Source organism: Acidimicrobiales bacterium (genome assembly GCA_016716005.1).
In the GTDB taxonomy this organism is placed as follows: Bacteria; Actinomycetota; Acidimicrobiia; order Acidimicrobiales; family JADJXE01; genus JADJXE01.
Genome location: JADJXE010000001.1, coordinates 619,625 through 636,148, shown reverse-complemented (window position 1 = coordinate 636,148; position 16,524 = coordinate 619,625). Strand labels below are relative to the sequence as shown.

The 16,524-nt window shown below is 76.1% G+C and carries 16 protein-coding genes; 11 read left to right on the top strand and 5 right to left on the bottom strand.

Features of this window, described 5'->3' with window-relative positions; all coding sequences use genetic code 11:
• Nucleotides 1–14 precede the first annotated feature (14 nt).
• Together IPM45_03115 and IPM45_03110 are read left to right on the top strand one after the other, a co-directional pair.
• Nucleotides 15–1,193, top strand: a complete 1,179-nt coding sequence (locus tag IPM45_03115; protein MBK9178561.1) for an FIST C-terminal domain-containing protein — start codon at nucleotides 15–17, stop codon at nucleotides 1,191–1,193.
• Nucleotides 1,190–3,628 (top strand): EAL domain-containing protein, encoded by a 2,439-nt coding sequence (locus IPM45_03110; protein ID MBK9178560.1) that lies wholly within the window; start codon nucleotides 1,190–1,192, stop codon nucleotides 3,626–3,628. The genes IPM45_03115 and IPM45_03110 overlap by 4 nt, the downstream gene beginning before the upstream one ends.
• Here IPM45_03110 and IPM45_03105 read toward each other — a convergent pair.
• Nucleotides 3,541–5,001 carry an amidase gene (locus tag IPM45_03105; protein MBK9178559.1) on the bottom strand — a complete coding sequence of 487 codons (1,461 nt, stop codon included), beginning with the start codon at nucleotides 4,999–5,001 and terminating at the stop codon, nucleotides 3,541–3,543. The genes IPM45_03110 and IPM45_03105 overlap by 88 nt on opposite strands.
• An 84-nt stretch (nucleotides 5,002–5,085) precedes the next feature.
• Between IPM45_03105 and IPM45_03100 the strand changes: the two genes are divergently transcribed.
• From IPM45_03100 to IPM45_03085, 4 genes are read left to right on the top strand one after another with little or no spacing between them, the layout of a single operon-like run.
• Nucleotides 5,086–6,180, top strand: a complete 1,095-nt coding sequence (locus IPM45_03100) for an extracellular solute-binding protein (protein ID MBK9178558.1) — start codon at nucleotides 5,086–5,088, stop codon at nucleotides 6,178–6,180.
• Nucleotides 6,180–6,944, top strand: a complete 765-nt coding sequence (locus IPM45_03095; protein MBK9178557.1) for an SDR family oxidoreductase — start codon at nucleotides 6,180–6,182, stop codon at nucleotides 6,942–6,944. The genes IPM45_03100 and IPM45_03095 overlap by 1 nt, the downstream gene beginning before the upstream one ends.
• Entirely contained in the window at nucleotides 6,941–8,263 is a 1,323-nt protein-coding gene (locus IPM45_03090; protein MBK9178556.1) for a fuconate dehydratase, read from the top strand. Before IPM45_03095 ends, IPM45_03090 begins: the two co-directional genes overlap by 4 nt.
• Nucleotides 8,264–8,287: 24 nt before the next feature.
• The gene (locus IPM45_03085) at nucleotides 8,288–9,247 is read left to right on the top strand and encodes an aldo/keto reductase (GenBank protein ID MBK9178555.1); all 960 of its coding nucleotides are present in this window, start codon (nucleotides 8,288–8,290) and stop codon (nucleotides 9,245–9,247) included.
• Nucleotides 9,248–9,253: 6 nt separating this feature from the next.
• Here the strand turns inward: IPM45_03085 and IPM45_03080 are convergent, their stop codons facing one another.
• Nucleotides 9,254–10,174 carry a DUF2236 domain-containing protein gene (locus IPM45_03080; protein ID MBK9178554.1) on the bottom strand — a complete coding sequence of 307 codons (921 nt, stop codon included), beginning with the start codon at nucleotides 10,172–10,174 and terminating at the stop codon, nucleotides 9,254–9,256.
• A gap of 82 nt (nucleotides 10,175–10,256) precedes the next feature.
• Between IPM45_03080 and IPM45_03075 the strand changes: the two genes are divergently transcribed.
• The 4 genes from IPM45_03075 (at nucleotide 10,257) to IPM45_03060 (ending at nucleotide 13,285) form a co-directional block, all read left to right on the top strand.
• A complete protein-coding gene (locus IPM45_03075; GenBank protein MBK9178553.1) occupies nucleotides 10,257–10,526 on the top strand; it encodes a metal-sensitive transcriptional regulator in 270 nt (89 codons plus the stop codon).
• A gap of 91 nt (nucleotides 10,527–10,617) precedes the next feature.
• A complete protein-coding gene (locus IPM45_03070) occupies nucleotides 10,618–12,030 on the top strand; it encodes an MBL fold metallo-hydrolase (GenBank protein MBK9178552.1) in 1,413 nt (470 codons plus the stop codon).
• Between the two features lie 20 nt (nucleotides 12,031–12,050).
• Nucleotides 12,051–12,377 (top strand): rhodanese-like domain-containing protein, encoded by a 327-nt coding sequence (locus tag IPM45_03065; protein ID MBK9178551.1) that lies wholly within the window; start codon nucleotides 12,051–12,053, stop codon nucleotides 12,375–12,377.
• Nucleotides 12,378–12,439: 62 nt separating this feature from the next.
• The gene (locus IPM45_03060; protein ID MBK9178550.1) at nucleotides 12,440–13,285 is read left to right on the top strand and encodes a sulfite exporter TauE/SafE family protein; all 846 of its coding nucleotides are present in this window, start codon (nucleotides 12,440–12,442) and stop codon (nucleotides 13,283–13,285) included.
• A gap of 7 nt (nucleotides 13,286–13,292) precedes the next feature.
• On the opposite strand, the gene IPM45_03055 is transcribed toward IPM45_03060, so the two are convergent.
• Nucleotides 13,293–13,928: an alpha-ketoglutarate-dependent dioxygenase AlkB gene (locus IPM45_03055; GenBank protein ID MBK9178549.1), complete on the bottom strand. Its 636-nt coding sequence runs from the start codon at nucleotides 13,926–13,928 to the stop codon at nucleotides 13,293–13,295.
• Nucleotides 13,929–13,985: 57 nt separating this feature from the next.
• On the opposite strand from IPM45_03055, the gene IPM45_03050 reads away from it, so the two are divergent.
• Nucleotides 13,986–14,270 carry a hypothetical protein gene (locus tag IPM45_03050; protein MBK9178548.1) on the top strand — a complete coding sequence of 95 codons (285 nt, stop codon included), beginning with the start codon at nucleotides 13,986–13,988 and terminating at the stop codon, nucleotides 14,268–14,270.
• Here the strand turns inward: IPM45_03050 and IPM45_03045 are convergent.
• On the bottom strand, nucleotides 14,267–16,003 hold the full coding sequence (locus IPM45_03045; protein MBK9178547.1) for a phosphoenolpyruvate-utilizing protein: 1,737 nt from the start codon (nucleotides 16,001–16,003) through the stop codon (nucleotides 14,267–14,269). The two genes, IPM45_03050 and IPM45_03045, sit on opposite strands and share 4 nt — an antisense overlap.
• Entirely contained in the window at nucleotides 16,000–16,461 is a 462-nt protein-coding gene (locus IPM45_03040; protein MBK9178546.1) for a hypothetical protein, read from the bottom strand. Before IPM45_03040 ends, IPM45_03045 begins: the two co-directional genes overlap by 4 nt.
• Nucleotides 16,462–16,524 lie beyond the last annotated feature (63 nt).

Below are 16,524 nucleotides of genomic sequence, written 5' to 3'. Positions count from 1 at the left end.
GTCACGATGGGACGATGGCGACCGCGTCGGCACCGACCGTCCGCAGGTGGGTGGCCGTCGGCCGCTCGTCGAGCCCGGGTGCCCGGGAGGCCGGCGTGGAGGCGGCGCGCGGTGCCCTGGCCGGCCCCGACCCCGGGCTGCTGGTGGTGTTCTGCGGCAACTCGCAGGCGGTGCCGGCGCTGCTCGACGGCGTGCGGTCGGTGGCCGGAGAGGTGCCCCTGGTCGGCTGCTCCACCAACGGCGAGATCTCGGCCGGCGGCCCGGCCGACGACAGCGTCGTGGTGCTGGGCCTCGGCGGCGCCGGCTTCTCGGTGGCGACCGGCGTCGGTCACGTCGACGAGGTCGGCCTGCGCGAGGCCGGCGCGCTCGCCGCGGCCTGTGCCGCCTCGGTCAGCGGTGCCCACCGGGTGCTGCTGCTCCTGTCCGACGCGCTGGCCGGCGACCAGCAGGAGGTCGTGCGGGGCGCCTACCGGGTCGTGGGTGCCGAGGTGCCGCTGGTGGGCGGGTGCGCCGGCGACGGCCTCACCATGACGGGCACGCACCAGCTGCACGGCGACCAGGTGCTGGAGCGGGCGGTCGTGAGCGCCGCGATCGCGTCCGACGGGCCACTCGGCATCGGGGCGCACCACGGCTGGCGCCGGGTGGGCGAGCCGATGCTGGTCACGCGCAGCGAGGCCAACCGGGTCCTCGCCCTCGACGACGAGCCCGCCCTCGACGTGTACCTCCGCCGGCTGGGCGCGCCAGCCGAGCTGGGCCGCGACTCGGCCGCGCTCACCCGGTTCGCGCTGACGCACCCGCTCGGGATCAGCCGCCGCTCGGGCGAGGAGGTCCGCTTCGTGGCCGGCGCCGACCTCGACGAGCGCGCCCTCGTCTGCATCGCCGAGGTCCCCCAGGGCGGTCTGGCCTGGCTCATGGAGGGCGACCGGGCGTCGGTGCTCGACGCCACCGACGGTGCCTGTGCCGACGCCCTCGCCGCGCTCTCGGGGCACCAGCCCCTCGGGCTGCTCGCCTTCGACTGCATCGCCCGCCGCGGCGTGCTGGGCGAGGACGGCGTGCGACGCGAGGTCGACCGCATCGCGGGGCACGCCGCCGGCGCGCCGGTCGCCGGCCTCTACACCTACGGCGAGTTCGCCCGCACCTCGGGGGTCACCGGCTTCCACAACCAGACCCTCGTGGTGCTGGCGTTCGCATGACGGCCGGTTGCGACGGCGCCGCCGACGGCCCGACCGCGGGCGGCGAGGCCGACCGGGCGGCGGTGCCGGGCGGGTGGGCCGCACTCCGGCTGGCCGAGTTCCTCGAGCGGGTGTCGGTGCTGCCCGATGCGTCGGCGGCCGCGTCCGCCGCCGTCGAGGAGGCGGCCGAGGCGCTGGAGGCGGAGCTGGTCGGGCTGGTCGGCGCCGGGGGCGTGCTGGCCGCGGTCGGCTATCCCGCCGGCCGCGTGCCGGAGGCCGAGCTGCGGGCGGCGGCCGCCGGGCAGCGGCCGCAGCTCGACGTACCCGGCGTCGGGCCCTGCGGCGTGCTCACCGTGCCGGTGGTCGGCGAGGAGGCCACCCTGGTGCTGGCCCGCTCCGGCGCGGCGTTCTCGCGCACCGAGGTGGGGCTGGCGCGGGCCATGGCCCGGGTGCTGGGGCTCACGCTGGGCATGCGGCGGATGATCGACGCGGAGCGGGCGCTGCGCGCCGAGAGCGAGCGGCAGGGCCGCGAGCGCGCCCGTCTGCTGGCCGAGGTGCGTGGCCGCCAGCGCCTGCTGGAGCGGCTCTACGCCATCCAGCGCGCCATCTCCCACCGGGCGCCGGTGCAGGACGTGTTCGACGCCATCACCGAAGGGGCGTCGGTGCTGTTCGGCGACCAGGTCGTCGGCCTGCGCCTCCTCGACGAGGATCATCCCGGCTCGGTGCGGCTGGTCTCCAGCCGGGGCCTCTCCCCGGCCGAGGTCGAGGCGGTGGGGCGGTCGCCGATCGGCGAGGGAGCCGGTGGCCTGGCGGTGGCGGAGGGGCGGCTCGTCGTGTGGGACCGCTACGCGCGGGCCGACGCGCCGATCGAGCACTTCGCCCGCGCCGGCCTGCGGGCAGCCATGGCCGCGCCCGTCCACCAGGACGGACAGGTGGTCGGCAGCCTGGTGGTCGCTTCGTACGACCGGTCCGACGGCTACGGCCGCGACGAGCAGTCGATGCTGCTGGCCTTCGCCGAGCACGCCTCGATCGCCCTGAACGACGCCGGCGCCCTGGAGGCCATGCGCCGGGCGTTCGACGACGCCGTCCGCCGGGCGACGCACGACCACCTCACCGGGTTGCCGAACCGCACGCTGGTGCTCGACCGGCTGGGGCACGCCCTGGCCCGTGCGGCGAGGCCGCAGCAGCCAGTCAGCGTGCTGTTCATCGACATCGACCGGTTCAAGGCGGTCAACGACTCGTTCGGGCACGGGGCCGGCGACCGGGTGCTGCGCGAGGTCGCCCGCCGGCTGCGCGACGTCGTGCGGCCCGAGGACACCGTCGGCCGGCTGGCCGGCGACGAGTTCGTGGTGATCGGTGAGGACGTGGGGGAGGGGGCGGCGCGAGACATGGCCGCCCGGGTGGCGGCCGCCATCGCCGAGCCCATGGCGCTCGAGGGCAGGGAGCTGGTGATCACGGCCAGCATCGGCGTGGTCGGCGCACAGGGGTCGTCCGACCCGGAAGGCGTGCTCCAGGACGCCGACGTCGCCATGTACCGGGCCAAGGAGCAGGGCCGCAACCGCGTGCAGGTGTTCGACCAGGCGCTGCGCACGGTGCGGCTGGCCCGGCTCGACCTCGAGCACGACCTGCGACGCGCCCTGCGGCGTGGCGAGCTGGCCGTCCACTACCAGCCGGCGGTCTGGTGGCCCACCGGGGCCGTGATCGCGGTGGAGGCGCTGGTGCGGTGGGAGCACCCCGATCGCGGCATCCTGCCGCCGGCCGCCTTCGTGCCCGTGGCCGAGGAGTCGGGGCTCATCGTGGCCATGGGCGAGCAGGTGCTCGCCGAGGCCTGCCGCACGCTGGCCGACGTGCGGGCCGACCGGCCCGAGCTCGACGCCGTCCGCATGGCCGTGAACCTGTCGGCTCGGCAGTTCGCCGACCCCGACCTGGTCGACACGGTGGCTGCGGCGCTGCTGGCCGCGGGCCTCCCGCCCGAGGGCCTGTGGCTCGAGATCACCGAGTCGGTGCTCGTCGAGGAGGCGGAGGCGGTGTCGACGTTCCGGGCTCTGAAGGACCTCGGGGTCCACCTGGTGGTCGACGACTTCGGCACCGGGTTCTCGTCGCTCGGGTACCTCAGGCGCTTCCCGGTCGACGTGCTGAAGATCGACCGCACGTTCGTCGAGGGTCTCGACAGCAGCGCCGAGGACCGGGCCATCGTGTCGGCGGTGCTGGCCCTGGCCGGCGCGCTGGGGCTGGCTGTCATCGCCGAGGGCGTGGAGACGGCGGCGCAGCGCGACCAGCTCGACCGGCTGGGCTGCCATGCCATGCAGGGGCTCTTGTTCGGCCCCGCGGTGCCGGCGGCCGAGCTGGGCGGGCTCCTCGCCCGCCTTCAGCAGCCGGGCGGCCTACGGGCGGCCCACGGCGCGGCCGCCTCCAGCTGGGCCGCCACCCGCAGCAGCACGTCCTCGCGCCCGTAGGCGGCCACCAGCTGCACGCCCACGGGCAGCCCGTCGGGGGTCTGGTGGAGCGGGAGGGAGATCGCGGGCTGGCCGCTGGCGTTGAACGGCGGCGTGAACGGCACCAGCAGGGCCGAGCGGGCGAGGGGCGCCAGCGGGTTGGCGGGATCGTTGGCGAGGGTGCCGAGGTGGGGGGGCGGCTCGGCCAGGGTGGGGGTGAGGAGCAGGTCCCAGCCGGCGGCCCACCAGCCGGCCAGGGCCCGGCGGAACGTGCCCATGGCCGCCTGGGCCGCCAGCACGTCGGGGCCGGTGGTGCTCGCGGCCATCTCGGCCATGGCCCAGTTGACGGGCTCGACGTCGTCGGGGCCGATGGCCCGGCCCAGCTGGTCGCCGACGCCCCGGATCGCCATGGCCATGGCCGACGACCAGAGGGCGGTGAAGCGGCTGGCGAAGGTGGTGTCGCCCAGCACCGCCGGCCAGGCCTCGTCGACGTGGTGGCCGAGGCGCTCCAGCAGGGCGGCGGCGCGGCGGGCCGCGGCCTCGCAGTCGGGGTGGACGGCGGTGGTCGGATGGGTGGGCATGAGCCCGATCCGCAGCCGGCCGGGGTCGGCGCCGACCTCCGCGAGGTAGGGGCGTGACGGGGCCGGGGCGATCACGGTGTCTCCCGGCGCCGGCCCGTGGGTGGCGTCGAGCAGGCCGGCGCAGTCGCGGACGGACCGGGTGAGGACGTGCTCGACCCCGAGGCCGCTCTCGTCGCGGAGGGGGCCGAGGCTCGTGCGACCCTGGCTCACCTTCAGGCCGACCAGGCCGCACGCCGACGCGGGGATGCGGATCGAGCCCCCACCGTCGCTGGCATGGGCGGCCGGCACCATGCCGGCGGCCACCGCCGCGGCCGAGCCGCCGCTCGAGCCGCCCGGGCTGCGGCTCGGGTCCCAGGGGTTGCGGGTGGGGCCGAACGCGACCGGCTCGGTGGTGGGGAGGCTGCCGAACTCGGGGGTGTTGGTGCGTCCCACGATCACCAGGCCCGCGGCCCGATGGCGAGCGACCAGGGTGGTGTCGCTCGGAGCCGGGACGCAGGCGGCCTTGAGGGCGGCGTTCCCGTTGCAGATCGGGTCACCGGCGGTCGTCGCCCAGAGGTCCTTGATCAGGAAGGGCACGCCCCGGAACGGGCCGTCGGGCAGTGCGGGGTCGGCGGCCGCGGCCCGGGCCTTCTCGAACAGCTCGAGGATCACCGCGTTCAGGCCGGGGTCCAGCCGTCCGATCCGCTCGATGGCCGCGTCGACCAGCTCCGCCGGCGTCACCTGGCCGGTGCGCGCCAGCTCGGCCTGCGCGGTGGCGTCGAGCCACTGGGTGTCCTCGGCGATCCCCACGTCGTCCCCCTCCACGGCCAGCATGCGCGACCCGCTCCCGCGGGGCCGGGGCAGCGTACCCAGGTGGTTGGCGTTCGCCCGGCGCGGCCGATCTACGGTGTGCCGCCGATGGGGGGAGCGCTGCGGGTCGCGCTGGTGGGCGGGCCCATGTACGACGGGCTGTACCGCCTGCTCGACGGCCGCCACGTCGAGGTGGTCGTGCACGCCGACCATCCCACCCTCAACCTGCGGGTCGCCGGGCTGCTGGCCGCCGGCGAGCGGATCGACGTGCTGTCGACCCACGCCAAGTACGCCCCCTCGCAGGCCCGGTGGCTGCGCCCGCTCGACACCCTGCTCGACCCGGCGGTGCCCGCGGCCCTCGCGCCCCGGGCGGTGGAGCTCTGCCGGGTCGACGGCGCGCTGCTCTCGGTGCCCCGCAACATCGACGTCCGGGTGCTCTGGGCGGATCGCCGGCAGGTCGCCGGCCGGGTGCCCGCGACGTGGGACGAGCTGGTTGCCTCCGGGCTGGCCTTCGGCTTCCCCGGCCGGGAGTCGGGCCTGTTCGGCACGTTCTTCGAGGTGGTGACGGCCCTCGGCGGCCAGCTGTTCGACCCCGACGGCAGACCCACGCTGGCCACCGCCGAGGCGGAGGCGGCGGTGGCCACGCTGGTGGCGCTGGCCCGGCGGGCGCCGGCCGATCTGCCCGGCTGGCACTACGACGACGTCGACGCCGCGCTGGGCGCCGGCCGGGTGGCGCTGGCCGCGGCGTGGCCGGGTGCCACCGCCGGCCTTCGCCGCTCCGGGCGCGGGCCGGCCCTCGAGCCCCACCCCTACCTGGGCGGGCTCCTGGGCGTGCGCTCCTACGCGGGCTGCCATGCCTGGGCCATCCCCACGACCTGCGGCGACGTCGACGGCGCCGCCGCCCTGGTCACGGCGCTGTGCGGCGAGGCCGCCGGGGCCCTCGAGGCGACGAGCGGGGCGGTGTGCGCCCACGTCGAGGCGTTCGCGGCGGTGGCGCCGGTCGACGAGGTCGACGCCCGTCGCCTCGCCATCACGCGTGACACGATCGCCTCGGGGATGATCACGTACGCGCCCTCCGAGCGGTTCCCCGAGGTGGAGGACGCGGGGTGGGAGGCGATCCGGCGGGCGTTGCGGGGGGCGTGCTCGCCCGCAGCCGCGTTGGAGGAGATGCAGCGGGCGGCCGAACGGGTGGTGATGGGGTGATGGGCGAGCCACGGATGAGCGGGCTGGTGGCGTTGGTGACAGGAGGCGGGTCGGGGATCGGCCTGGCGACGGTCGGTGCCATGCGGCGCGAGGGGGCACGGGTGGCGGCGCTCGATCTCCGGCCGCCGCCGGCGTCGGACGGGCTGCTCCCCGTCCGGGCCGACGTGACCGACCAGGGGTCCGTCGACGCCGCCGTCGCGGCCACGGTCGAGGCGTTCGGCCGCGTCGACGTGCTCGTGAACGACGCCGGGATCGGCGCGGTCGGCGGCGTGGAGGCCAACGACGACGACGAGTGGCGCCGCGTGCTCGACGTGAACGTGATGGGCATCGTGCGCACCGCGCGGGCGTGCCTGCCGCACCTGCGGCGCTCCCCGCAGGCCGCCATCGTGAACCTGGCCTCCATCGTGTCGTGGACCGGCCTGCCCCAGCGGGCCTGCTACGGCGCCAGCAAGGGTGCGGTGCTGGCTCTCACCCTGGCCATGGCGGCCGACGGCGCCGCCGACGGGATCCGGGTCAACTGCGTGTGCCCGGGCACGATCGACACGCCGTGGGTCGGCCGGCTGCTGGCCGCCACCGACGACCCGGACGCGGCTCGGGCCGGCCTGGTGGCCCGCCAACCCGTGGGCCGCCTCGGCACCGCCGAGGAGGTGGCGGCCGCCATCGTCTACCTGGCGTCCCCGGAGGCCGGGTACGTCACCGGCACCGCGCTGGCCATCGACGGCGGCACCCACGGCTTCCAGGTGCCGGGCGGGGTGCGCCGGTGAGCGCGACGCCCCGCATCACGGGCGTCGAGGTGGTCGACGTGCGGGCCCCCACGTCTCGCTGGCTCCACGGATCCGACGCCGTGCACCGGGACCCGGACTACTCGGCCGCCTACGTGGTGGCGCACACCGACCTCGAGGGGTTGGCCGGCTACGGCCTCGCCTTCACCCTCGGCCGGGGCACCGAGGTGGTGTGCGCGGCGGTCGAGGCCCTGGCCCACCACGTCGTGGGCGTACCGCTCGACGAGCTCACCGGTGACCTGGCCGGGCTCCAACGCCGCCTCACCGGCGACACCCAGCTGCGGTGGTTGGGCCCCGAGAAGGGCGTGATCCACCTGGCCACGGCGGCCCTGGTGAACGCCGTGTGGGACCTGTGGGCGCGGGTGGAGGCCAAGCCGGTGTGGAAGCTGGTGGTCGATCTGGAGCCGGAGCGGCTCGCCGACTGCCTCGACTGGCGCTACCTGTCCGACGCGCTCACCCGCGACGAGGCCGTGTCGTTGCTGCGGTCCCGGGTGCCGGGGCGGGCGGAGCGCGAGGCGGAGCTGCGCCGCGACGGCTATCCGGCCTACCTCACGTCGGCGGGGTGGCTGGGCTACGACGACGAGCTCGTCCGGCAGCGGCTGCGGGTCGCGCGGCACGACGGCTGGACCCGCTTCAAGGTGAAGGTCGGCATCGACCCCGATGCCGACGTGCGCCGACTGGGGCTGGTCCGGGGCGAGATCGGGTGGGACGCCGACCTGATGGTCGACGCCAACCAGGTGTGGGACGTGCCCCAGGCCATCGAGTGGACGCGCCGGTTCACCCCCTTCCGGCTGCGGTGGGTCGAGGAGCCGACCAGCCCCGACGACGTGCTCGGCCACGCCGCGATCCGCGGGGCGGTCGCGCCGATCGGTGTGGCCACGGGCGAGCACGTGGCGAACCGGGTGGTCTTCAAGCAGCTGCTGCAGGCCGGTGCCATCGACTACTGCCAGGTCGACGCCTGCCGCCTCGGCGGGCTCACCGAGGTGCTCACGGTGGTGGTCCTGGCGGCCCACTACGGCGTGCCCGTGTGCCCCCACGCCGGCGGCCTCGGCCTGTGCGAGTACGTCCAGCACGTGTCGTTGATCGACTACGTGGCCGTGAGCGCCGACCTCGACGGGCGCATGTGCGAGTACGCCGAGCACCTGCACGAGCAGTTCGTGCACCCGGCCGAGGTCCGGCGGGGCAGCTACGTGGTCCCCGAGGCCGCCGGGTTCTCGGTGGAGCTGCGGCCCGAGGCCATCGACGCCCTGCGCTTCCCCGACGGTGCCGAGTGGCGCGACCGGGGTCGCGCCGAGGTCTGAGGCGTGCCCGATCCCGCGGCGCGAGTGCCGCTGGGGGGCACCGGCGTGCGGGTCACCGCGCTCGGGCTGGGGTGCGCCCCGCTCGGGAACCTGTACGAGCGGGTCGGCGAGGACCAGGGGCGCGCCACCGTCGACGCCGCGTGGGACGCCGGCATCCGGTGGTTCGACACCGCCCCCCTCTATGGTCACGGCCTGGCCGAGCGTCGCCTGGGTGAGGCGCTGGCGCGCCGGCCCCGCCCCGAGGTGGTCGTCGCCACCAAGGTCGGCCGGCTCCTCGTCCCGGGCGACGACCCCGACGGCGTCTTCGTCGACGTGCCCCCCGTCCGGCCGGTGTTCGACGTCACGACGGCGGGCGTCCGCCGGTCGCTCGAGGCCAGCTTCGAGCGCCTCGGCCTCGACCGGGTCGACGTGGTCCACGTGCACGACCCCGACGAGCACGAGGGCGAGGCCCGCGAGGCGGTCCTGCCCGAGCTGCGCCGCCTCCGCGACGAGGGCGTCGTCGGCGCGGTGGGTGCCGGGATGAACCAGTCGGCCATGCTCACCCGCTTCGTGCGCGCCGGCCTCGTCGACTGCGTGCTGTTGGCGGGCCGCTACACGCTGCTCGACCAGTCCGCCCTCGACGACCTGCTGCCCGCGGCCCTCGAGGCGGGCGTGGCCGTGATCGTGGGCGGGGTGTTCAACAGCGGCGTGCTGGCCGATCCCGGGCCCGGTGCCACGTTCGACTACGCGCCGGCCGGCCCCGCAGTGCTCGAGCGGGCGGCCGCCCTGGCAGCCGTGTGCCGCCGCTTCGACGTGCCGCTCGCGGCGGCGGCGCTCCAGCTGCCGGCCGCCCACCCTGCGGTGGCCTCCGTGCTCATCGGGGCCCGGTCGGCCGACGAGGTGCGACAGAACGTGGCTCGGTTCGAGCGGCCCGTGCCCGTCGGGCTGTGGGACGCCCTGCGGTCTGCCGGGCTGCTGCGACCCGACGCACCGACCCCGGGCTGATCGCGGTCAGGGGCCCGCGCCGGCGCGGGCCTCGGCTGCGGCCCGGGCCGGCGACGGGCCCAGCGACCAGCGCATCACCTGGATCAACCCCGCGGCCGCAGGGCGGACGGCCACTGCGCCGGTCACCGGCGGCAGCGGCAGGCGCAGCTCGAGGCGGGCCCAGAAGGGCAGGAGCTCGACGGCGGCGGCAGCCAGCAACCCGTAGGCCGGCCGGGCCGGGAGGGGCAGGGGCGGCGCGAGCAGGTACCGAACCGCCTGGTGGGCGCTCGGGCCGGCGCGCAGCTCGGGCCGGACGTCGCGCAGGTAGGCGGCCAGGGCGCCGGCCGAGCGAGGGGGGTCGGCCGCGCCGAGGAGGCCGGCGACCGTCGCCATCTCCGCCACGTAGCGGTCCTGGTCGGCGGGGGTGAGCCGGCCGCCGTAGCGGCGGAACGCGCCCAGGAGGCTGTCGACCTCGGTGGCGTGGACCCAGGTCAGCAGGTCGGGGTCCTGGGCTCGGTACGGGCGGCCGTCGGGCGCGACGCCCTGGACCCGCTCGTGCACCCGGCGCACCGTCTCCACCGCGGCGAGGGCCTGCTCGGTGGTGCCGTAGGTGGTGGCGCCGACGAACGCGGCGGTTCGCTGCAGCCGCCCCCAGGGGTCGCGTCGGTAGTCGGAGTGGTCGGCCACGCCCGCCATGGCCAGCGGGTGCAGGGTCTGGAGGAGCAGGGCCCGCACGCCCCCCACGAGCATCGACAGGTCGGCGTGCACCCGCCAGGTCACGCTGCCGGGGCCGTGGAGCCCGGCGTCGCCGGGCCCGGCGAACGGGCTGTCGGCCGGCCGCGCCGAGCCGGTGAGCAGCCGGCGCACCGTGGCGGCCACGGCGTGCTGCAGGGGAGCGAGGGGATCCACCACCTCGCGAGGGTGGACCCACCGGCGGTGCTCGGCCAACTCGGCGGCGACCGCGAGTGGAGGGGGTTGCGCCCAGATACCCCCAGGGGTATAGTGAGTGCAGCAGAGCGGGAGGTGCACCGTGGCCGTGTCCCAGACCACCGCCCAGGAGCTGGTCGCCCGGCTGAGGAAGGTCGAGGGCCAGGTCCGGGGGCTGCAGGTGATGCTGCACGAGGGACGTCCGTGCCGCGACGTGGTCACCCAGCTCCGGGCGGCCCGGAGCGCGCTCGACCAGGTCGGGTTCCGGCTCCTGTCGGCCGACCTGCAGGCCTGCCTGCGCGACCCGGAGGCCGCGGCCCGCAGTGGCGAGTCGCTGGAGGAGGTCGAGCGGCTCTTCCTGAAGCTGGCCTGACGGGCGGCGCGCCCTGCGGCCGACCGCTCGTCCCAGGAGAACCAAGAACCGGCCGGCAACGCCCGGCCCCGATTCCCGCGAGGAGACGGCCTTGTACTTCCAGCAGTACTACCTGGACTGCTTGTCGCACGCGAGCTACCTGATCGGCGACCAGGGCACCGGCCGCGCCGTGGTCGTCGACCCCCAGCGCGACGTGGCCCGGTACCTCGCCGACGCCGAGGCCCACGGGCTCGTCGTCGAGCGGGTGATCGAGACCCACTTCCACGCCGACTTCCTGAGCGGCCACCTCGAGCTGGCCGGCGCGACGGGCGCCGTCATCTCCTACGCCGAGGGCGCGACGGCCGACTACCCCATCGAGGGGCTGGCCCACGGCCAGCGCCTGTCGCTCGGCCAGGTCACCCTCGAGATCCGCCACACGCCGGGGCACACCCCCGAGTCGCTCTCCGTCGTGGTGTACGAGAACGGTGACGACGAGGTGCCCTACGGCGTGCTCACCGGCGACACCCTGTTCATCGGCGACGTCGGCCGGCCCGACCTGCTCGCGTCGATCGGTGTCAGCGCCGACGAGCTGGCCCGCCAGCTGTACCACTCGTTGCACGAGCAGCTGCTGTCGCTGCCGGACGCGACCCGGGTGTTCCCCGCGCACGGCGCAGGCTCGGCCTGCGGGAGGAACCTCAGCACCGAGACCGCGTCGACGATCGGCGATCAACGCCGGACGAACTACGCCCTCCAGCCGATGAGCGAGGACGACTTCGTGCAGGCCATCACCGAGGGTCAGCCGCTCGCCCCGCTCTACTTCGCCTTCGCGGCGAGCCGGAACCGCCAGGAGCGTCCGACCCTGGACGAGGTCGAGGCCCCGGCCGCGCTGGCCCTCGACCGCGTGCTCGAGCTGCAGCGCCAGGGCGCCGTGGTCGTCGACACGCGCGATCCTGCCGACTTCGCCGCGGGCCACCTCCTCGGTTCGGTCAACATCGGGCTGAGCGGTCGGTTCGCCGAGTACGCGGGCGACGTCCTCCAGCCCCATCAGCCCGTGATCGTCGTCGCCGAGAACGACGACGGTGCGATGGAGGCCAGGATCCGCCTCGGGCGGATCGGCTTCGACCAGGTCGTGGGCCGGCTGGACGACCCCATCCGCGCGTTCGTGGAGCGGCCCGACCTGGTCGCCCGCAGCAGCCGCCTCACCACCGAGGCCCTGGCCGAGCGGCTCGGCGACGTGCCCGACCTCCAGGTGGTCGACGTGCGCAACCCCGGCGAGGCGCGCCTCGGCATGATCCCGGGCGCCGCCCTGATGCCCCTCGCCGACTTCGTCAACCGGTTCCGCGCGCTCGACCCCGGCCGCCCGGTCGCGGTGTACTGCGCCGGCGGGTACCGGTCGGCGGTGGCGGCCAGCACGCTCGAGGCCAACGGCTTCGGCGACGTGTCCGACCTGTTGGGCGGTTTCGACGCCTGGGCCACCGTGCACCTGCCCGTGATCCGCCCCGACGAGACCGAGGTGATCTCGTGAGCCTGTTCCACCGCCATCACGTGCCGTCGGTCGACCCCCTCGAGGTCGGCGCCATCGCCGAGCCGAACGTGCTGGTCGACGTTCGCGAGCCCGACGAGTGGCACGCCGGCCACGCGCCGGGCGCCGTGCACGTGCCGCTGGGGCAGCTGGGCCAGCGGCTGGGCGAGCTGCCCGCCGACACCAGGCTGGTGATGGTGTGCCGCTCCGGCAACCGCTCGGGCCGGGCCACCGACGCCCTGGTCAAGCACGGCTACGACGCCGTGAACCTGGTGGGGGGGATGCAGGCCTGGGCTCGGGCCGGGCTGCCCGTGGTCACCGACGACGGCGGTGCCGGGCGGGTGGCGTGATCGGGCCGCTCGCCCTTGTCACCGGCGCCCGGCCCCTGGTGCTCGCCGCCGGCACCCGCGCCCTGGCGGCCTCACCGCTGGGGTTCCTCATCGGAGTGTCCCTCGGAGCCCTGGGGGGCGGCGGCTCGATCCTCGCGGTGCCGGCCCTCGTGTACGTGGCCGGGCTGGCGCCCAAGGAGGCCACGTCCGTCTCCCTCGTGGTCGTGGGCCTGTCGGCGCTCGTGGGCCTCGTCCCGCACGCCCGCCGGCACACGGTGGTGTGGGGACCGGGCCTGCTGTTCGGTGCCGCCGGCGTGGGTGGGTCGCTGGTGGGGTCGGCGCTCAACGCGGGCGTCGACCCCGACGTGCTGCTGCTCTTGTTCTCGGCGGTGATGGTCGTCGCCGCGGTCGCCATGTGGCGGAGGACCCGGGTGGTGCACGGGCCGGAGGCCGGCGACGTGCCGCTCGAGGATGTCGTCGACGAGCTCGACGACGAGCTGGCCGTGGAGGCCACCGGCCTCCTCACCGCCACCACGGCCCGGAGACGCCTCGACGCCCGCGCCGTGGTCGAGGTGCTCGTGGCCGGCTCGGTCGTCGGGCTCATGACGGGGTTCTTCGGGGTGGGGGGCGGCTTCGTGATCGTGCCCGCCCTGGTGCTGGTGCTGCGCTTCCGGATGCCGGAGGCGGTCGGCACCTCGCTGCTCGTGATCGCCGTCAACTCGGCCGTGGCCCTGGCGGCGCGGGGTGGCGCCGGCAACCTCGACTGGGGCGTGGCCCTTCCCTTCGCGGTGTCGGCCATGGCCGGCGTGGCCGCGGGGAGCTGGGTCGGCCACCGGGTCGACGCCACCCGCCTGTCGCGCGCGTTCGTGGTGCTGCTGGTCGGCGTGGCCCTGTACACGGCCCTGCGGTCGGTGAACGCCCTGGTGTGAGGCCGGCTCAGGCGGCGTCGCCCGGCGGGGGCTCCACACCGTGCCGGAAGGTCAGGCTCATTCGCGGACCCGCGGCCCGCACCTTGGGCACCCGGTGCTGCCAGGTCCGCTGGCACGAGCCTCCCATCACCAGCAGGTCGCCGTGCCCGAGCCGGAAGGCGCGCGAGGCGCCACCGCCCGCCGGGCGCAGGAGGAACGGCCGGGCCTCGCCCAGCGACACCATGGCCACGACGGGCTCGGGGCCCGTGCGGCCCTCGCGTTCGGCATGCCAGCCGACCGAGTCGGCGCCGCCGCGGTAGAGGTTGCACCCGACCGAGTCGAAGTCGCGCTCGTAGCGGGCCGACAGGACGCGGAGCGCCTCGACCACCACGCCGGGGAGCGGCGGGGCATCGGCGTCGTCGCGGCGCCACCACCACGTGAGCCGGGGCTCGACGAGCCGCTCGCCGTCCATGGCCACCGGACGGGTGCGCCACGGCAGCTCGTGGACCAGTCGCTCGAACAGGGTGTCGGCGCCGGTGAGCCAGGCGGGCTGGTGGTCGACCCAGGCGCCGTCGGCGAGCTCGTGGCGGTGGATCGTGGCGAACCCGCGGTCGACCCCGGGCGAGCCGACCTCGAGCAGCGAGGGCTGCCATCCCACGAACACTCGTTCGACAGTAGTCGCCTCCCGCACCTGCGTGCGACCGCGCGGGAGACTGGCCGTGTGGACCCCTACCCGCCGATCGAGCGCCTGGCGGCGGAGCTGCGCGATCTTCGTCGGGAGCTGGCGGTCGTGGCCGCGCTCCCGGACCTGGTCCCACAGCGGGACGAGCAGCTGCGGGACGTGTCGCGCCGGCTGGACGAGCGGTTGGTCCTCGCGGCCGAGATGCTCGAGGTCGACGCCCCGGAGCGCGTGCCGCTGGCGCCGACCGAGCGGGTCACCCTGCTCCGCGACCTTGCCGGGGCCGGCCTGGACGTGGAGCCACCGCCGGCTCGCCCCGATCCCTAGACCGACAGCACCCGCACCTGCCCGCGATCGCCGTCGACCTCCACCAGGGCCCCGTCGGGGATCGAGCGGGTAGCGTCCGTGACGCTGACCACGCACGGGATCCCGAGCTCCCGGCTCACGATCACGGCGTGGCTGAGCTGGGCGCCGACGTCGACGACCACCGCGTCGGCGGCCAGGAACAGCGGCGTCCACGAGGGGTCGGTGATGGGAGCCACCAGCACCTCGCCGGGGCCGAGGCCCCGGGGGTCTGCGGGGTCGAGCACCACGCGGGCCCGGCCGCGCGCGATGCCGGGGCAGCCGCTGATGCCGAGCAGGGTGGTGCCGGCGTGGACGACCGTCGCCTGGGTGGCACGGCGCGCCCAGCGCTCGATCGGGGGGACCTGCCCGTCGACGACGAAGGGCGGTTCGAGCCCGCGCAGGCGGTCGCGTGTGGCCCGGCGGGCGTCGAGCACTTCGGCGAACGACGCCGGGTCGGCCAGGTACGCGGGCAGCTCGCCGATGGTGAGCAGCCACAGATCGGTGAGATCGTCGGGTCCGCCCCGGTCGCGACCGCGACGGGCGAGCTCGCGCTGAGCCAGGCGGACGGCGTGCAGGGCCCGGATCACGGTCGTCTTGCTCCGCTCGCGGCCCTGCGAGAACAGCTGGGCGGACCGCAGGGCCAGGTCGAGCTGCAGGCGCTGGGGCGCTCGGAGGGCGGCTCGGGCGGCGTCGGTGGCTGCCACCCGCCGGAGCCGCAGGCGCTCCTGCTGGCGGCGCGGGTCGTGGCCGGGGTCGGCGCCCCGGAGCCGGTCGATGGCGGCGAGCGCCGTCGCCGGGTGGGTGGCCCACACCGCTGCGGCCCCCTCCCACTCGTTGGGGCCTCGGCACCCGTGCTCGGCGATGAAGGCCGCGAAGCCGGCTCGGAACTGCTCGGCGGCGCCGCCGGTGGCGGCGGCCAGGCGCAGGCCCAGCCCGTCCAGGCCGCGGTCGAACAGCCCCGTGAGCACGGGGCTGGCGGCCACCAGGCGGCCGAGGTCCCAGAGCGCCACCGACGGCGCCGCCGACTCGACGTCACCGATGCCGGCGAGGAGGGTCGTGGGCAGGGTCGGATCCCCCAGCCTCCCCGTGCACAGCGACGCGAGGAGACCGGGCCCGATCTGGCCCTGGAAGGTCATGAGGACGTGCCGCCCGAACAGCTGCCGGAACATCGGACGGAAGCCGTTGAGGATCGCCAGCAGGTCGCGGTCGGAGGCTCCGGCAGGGTCGGGGAGGTGCCGCATCCACGAGCCCACCCACTGCTTGTCGGCGTCCAGATCGGGGAGGGTGCGAGCCAGGAGGGTGCGCGCGAGGGTGGCGCCCACGCGCAGCGAGGCCAGCAGGTGGCGGTCGCCGGGGCGGGGCACGTAGGGCGGCGCCTCCGACTCGCCGAAGAACTGCCGGTCCAGGTCGGCGACGGTCATGCCGGGTGTCCGCACCGCGAGCACCCGGATGTAGGACGCGTTCAGGTACGCGTAGCCGCCGAACACGCCGAGCAGCAGCATGCGCTCGCCGGCCACGTCGGCTGGCACGAGCACCCCGAATCGGGTGAACGCGTCCCGCCACCCCAGCTCGGCCATCTCCCCGAACAGCGACCAGGTGAGCGGGCTCACGACCGTGGGGAAGACCTCGCCCACGTTCCCCCGCGTGTACAGCGGGAAGCGATGGCTGGGGGCGTCGTCGACGATCCAGATGGGCTCGCCCGCCCCCTCGGTCACGGCCGGCCGCGGCCGGCGTTCGGGGCGCCGGGGCCAGTCGGGCCGCCGGGGCCGCCACGCCCGCCGGGGCCGCCCGGGCCGCCGGGGCCGCCACGCCCGCCGGGGCCGCCGGGGCCGCCGGGGCCGCCGAACGGCCGGCGGTCGCGCTTGTCCTTGGGCGGCGCGCGGAAGGGCCCCTCGATGAGGGCCTGGAAGACGTCGTCGTTCGGCTGGTGGCGGTCGTTCAGGTGCTGGAGGTACTCCTTGAGCGCGGCCCTGGCCGGGGCGACGTGCTCGCCCTTGAGGTTGGCCGACCGCTTGAGGGCGTCCTTTGCCGCCGCGACCCGCTCCTTGCGCTTGGCCTTCTCCTCCTCGGAGTGCTGGGTGGCGCCGCCCGGGCCGGGGCCGGCGCGGCCCTGCTCCTCCCGCTGGCGGGCGGCCAGCTCCTCGGCGGTCGTCAGGCGGGCGCGGATGGCCATCGGCGGTGTCCTCGCAGTCGTGGGGATCGGTGCGATCGGGCGCGGCATGCTACCGGGGCCCGG

Bases quoted from the DNA above. Each gene is read 5' to 3' on its own strand.
- IPM45_03100 (MBK9178558.1), top strand. From the start codon at position 5,086: ATGGGGGGAGCGCTGCGGGTCGCGCTGGTGGGCGGGCCCATGTACGAC.
- IPM45_03110 (MBK9178560.1), top strand. From the start codon at position 1,190: ATGACGGCCGGTTGCGACGGCGCCGCCGACGGCCCGACCGCGGGCGGC.
- IPM45_03040 (MBK9178546.1), bottom strand. From the start codon at position 16,461: ATGGCCATCCGCGCCCGCCTGACGACCGCCGAGGAGCTGGCCGCCCGC.
- IPM45_03105 (MBK9178559.1), bottom strand. From the start codon at position 5,001: ATGCTGGCCGTGGAGGGGGACGACGTGGGGATCGCCGAGGACACCCAG.
- IPM45_03095 (MBK9178557.1), top strand. From the start codon at position 6,180: ATGGGCGAGCCACGGATGAGCGGGCTGGTGGCGTTGGTGACAGGAGGC.
- IPM45_03115 (MBK9178561.1), top strand. From the start codon at position 15: ATGGCGACCGCGTCGGCACCGACCGTCCGCAGGTGGGTGGCCGTCGGC.